This is a genomic window from Mycobacterium sp. TH-M15, assembly GCF_057473705.1.
In genome coordinates, this window is sequence record NZ_JBYCLB010000352.1 from 1 (window position 1) to 3,795 (window position 3,795).

Below are 3,795 nucleotides of genomic sequence, written 5' to 3' on the forward strand. Positions count from 1 at the left end.
GGCGGGCGCTCGCCGCCGAACGCCTCGTCGAGCAGCCGGCGGTAGTGCTCCGGGCGGGCCGGGTCGATCCGGTAGCTCTGCGGCGTCGGCCGCTCGAACTCGGCCCCGGCCGGCGCCGGCTCGACCAGCACACACGACTGGTCGTGCCCGCCGAGGTGTTCGCCGAGGGCAGCCGCGGCGGCGCCGTCGTCGGCGAGGATCAGCCAGCTGCCGGCTCCGACCGGCCGGCTGCCCGGCTGGCCGGCCGTCGGGCTGGGCTCGGGGCGCCAGTGCAGCTGGTAGACCCGGTCCCGCAGCCGGGCCGCGGCCGGGCCGGCGATCCGCTGCAACCGCAGACCCTTGGCGACGGCGGCGACGCTGCCGTCCTTCCGCAGCAGGTAGACGTCACCGACGACGCTGCCTCGCTCGGACAGCTCCGTGGACGCCAGCACCGCATGCCCCCAGGCCACGTCGGCCAGCGAGACCGGGGCGTGCAGTTCGGCGAGCCCGAACGGCACGTACATGCCCCGCGACCGGGTGTCGGTGTACTCCGGCAGGGCCGCGGCCAGCGCCTGGAAGCACGCGTCGAGCACCGCGGCGTCGGCCGCGGTGCCAAAGCCATGCAGCCCGGCGCGGCGGGCCGGCTTCGGCGTCAGCCGGGCGATCGCCTCGCCGTCCCGGCGCCAGATCTTCTCCACGACCTGGAAGCCGGGCCCGTACTCCAGCGCGCCGTCGGCCAGTCGCCGGTAGAACGACGACCCGGGGATCTCGTCGGCGCACCGCGCCCGCACGGTCTCCGGCGAGTCGTGGCCGCCCTGGCTACCGTCGGCCGCGGTCAGCACACCGTCGGCCAGCCGGGACCATCGCTGGTCGGATTCGGCGGTGTAGCAGTCGAACGACACGGTCGGGCCGGTCGGGTCGCCGGTCAGCACGAACTGCACGGTCTGTGCTTCGGTGTCGGCGAACTCCAGCATCCGGTGCAGGGTGACGTCGCGGATCGCCCACTCCGTCGATCCGAACGCACGCGCCGCACCGGCCTGGACCAGCCGCAGCAGCAGCGAGACCGGCAGCACCGGCGTGCCGTGCACCCGGTGGTCGGCGAGCTCGGGCAGCAGCCCGGTGCCGACCTCCACCTCGGCCAGGGTGGTGCCCGGGTCGGCCGCCGAGCGCAGCGGTCCGCGCCAGGGCAGCGCATCGGCACCGCCGCCGGCGTCGGCCGAGGACACAGTCCGGTGCCGAGGCGCGGCGATGGTGCCGGCGTCCAGCCAGGAATGCACCCGCTGCCACGGGTAGCTGGGCGCCGCAACCGGCCGGCTGCCGGCCGGGTAGACCTGCTCCCAGGCGATCGGCTGGCCCAGCGTGTAGAGCGTGCCGAGCGCGGCGAGCGGTGCCGCCCGGCCCTCGTCGCGGCGCAGCGACGGCAGCAGGGTGACGCTGCGGCCCCGCTGTTCGGCGTCTTCGCGGGCCGCGGTCAGCAGGATCGGGTGCGGGCTGATCTCGACGAACACCTCGTGGCCGGCGTTCATCAGCTGCTGGATGGCCGGCGAGAACCGCACCGGTGAGCGCAGGTTCTGCACCCAGTAGTCGGGGTCGAAGAGCCGGTCGGTGAGCAGGTCGCCGGTGACCGCCGAGTACACCGGCACGGTCGGCGCGGTCGGCTTCAGCCCGCCGAGCATGCCGCGCAGGCCGGTGCCGAGCGCCTCCATCTGCGGGCCGTGCGAGGCGACGTCGACGTCGATCCACCGGCAGAACCGTTCCCGCCGTTCGAGCTCCGCGACGAGCTCGGCCAGTGCCGGTTGCTCACCGGAGAGCACCGTCGACCGGTGGCTGTTGTTCGCCGCGATCGCGACCCGGGCTTCGCGGCCGGCGATCAGCTGCTGAGCCTCGGCGAGGGTGACCTCGGCGACCAGCATCGCGCCCTGCCCGCGCACCTGGCGCAGCTGGTGCGCGCGGGCGTAGATCACCCGGGCGGCGTCGTCGAGGCTCAGCGCCCCGGCGACGTGCGCCGCGGCGACCTCGCCCATGCTGTGCCCGACGATGGCTGCCGGTTCGACCCCCCAGGATCGCCAGAGCGCGGCCAGCGCGACCTGCACCGCGAAAATGGCCGGCTGGATCCGGCCGATGTCGGTAAGCTCGGCTTCCGCTTCCCCGGCCAGCTCGGTCAGGATCGACGTGCCCAGATAGGCGCGCAGCGCGCGGTCACACGCGTGCAGCGCGTCGCGGAACACCGGCTCCTCGTCGGCCAGCTGGCGCGCCATCCCCCGCCACTGCGAGCCCTGCCCGGAGAAGATGAACGTCACCCCCGGCGACTGGCCCGGCCGACGCTGCCCGACGGCCAGGCCGGTGCGCGCCTCGCCCTGCCGGTAGGCGGCCAGCGACTCGAACATCGCCGCCGGCGAGTCGCCGACCACGGCCAGCCGGTACTCGTGGTGTCCGCGGCGTGCGCCGGCGGTGTAGCACAGGTCGGCCAGCGAACGCTCCCCGAACGTGGACATCAGCGCCATCTCGTACTCGCCGACCAGCGCAGCCAGCGCCTCCGGCGAGCGGGCCGACAGCGGCAGCAGCTCGGCGCGGGCCCGCCCGTCGCCGGTCTCGTCGACGGTGGCGCCACGTACCTGTGGTGCCTCGGTGAGCACCACGTGCGCGTTGGTCCCGCCGAAGCCGAACGAGCTGACCCCGGCCACCGCCCGGCCGCCGGTGCTCGGCCACGGCGTGGTGCTGCGCACCACGTCCAGCGGCAGGTCGTCGAACGGGATGTGCGGGTTGGGTGCGGTGAAGTTCAGGCTGGCCGGGATCACCCGGTGCTGCAGCGCCAGCGCCACCTTGATCAGCCCGGCCACCCCGGCCGCCGCCTCCAGGTGGCCGATGTTGGTCTTGACCGATCCGACCATGCACCGGCTGCCCGGCGGACGCCCGTCGGCCAGCACCGTGCCCAGCGCCTTGGCCTCGATCGCGTCGCCGATCGCGGTCCCGGTTCCGTGCGCCTCCACGTACTGCACCGCACCCGGCGGCAGGCCGGCCCGCCGGTAGGCGGTAACCAGCACGGCTTCCTGCGATTTCTCGCCCGGTGCGATCAGACCGTTGGTCCGGCCGTCGGAGTTGGTGGCGCTGCCGCGGATCACCGCGTAGATCGAGTCGTTGTCGGCCAGCGCCCGGCTCAGCGGCTTGAGCACGACGACCCCGGCACCCTCCCCGCGGACGTAGCCGTCAGCGTCGGCGTCGAAGGTCTTGCACCGACCGTCCGGCGCCATCACCCGGGCCTTGCTGAAGTTGATCGACAGCGCCGGCGAGAGCATCACGTTCACGCCGCCGGCCAGCGCCATCGTGCACTCGCCGTCGCGCAGGCTGCGGCAGGCCAGGTCGAGGGCGACCAGCGACGACGAGCAGGCGGTGTCGACCGCCATGGATGGCCCGTGGAAGTCGAAGACGTAGGACAGCCGGTTGGCGGCGATGCTCAGCGCGTTGCCGGTGCCGGTGTAGGCGTCGACCAGCTGCGGCTGGCCCATCCGCAGGAATCCGTAGTCGTTGGTGGAGATGCCGACGAAGACTCCGGTGCGGCTGCCGGCCAGCCGATCCGGCACCTGCCCGCCGTCCTCCAGCGCCTCCCAGGCCACCTCCAGCAGCAGCCGCTGCTGCGGGTCCATCTGCTCGGACTCGCGTGGCGAGATACCGAAGAACGGATAGTCGAACTGGTCGACGGCGCGCAGGAATCCGCCCCGGCGGGTGACCGCGGTGCCCGGCACCGACGGGTCCGGGTTGTAGAAGGCGTCGGCGTCCCACCGGTCCGGCGGCACCTCACTGGTGGCGTCGGTGCCG

Annotated in this window: 1 protein-coding gene; it reads right to left on the bottom strand. The window is 74.0% G+C overall.

Annotated elements, in window-relative coordinates:
* The coding region (locus tag AC2VNT_RS08655) for a type I polyketide synthase (RefSeq protein WP_486946465.1) at window positions 1-3,795 on the bottom strand (3,795 nt) is incomplete at both ends.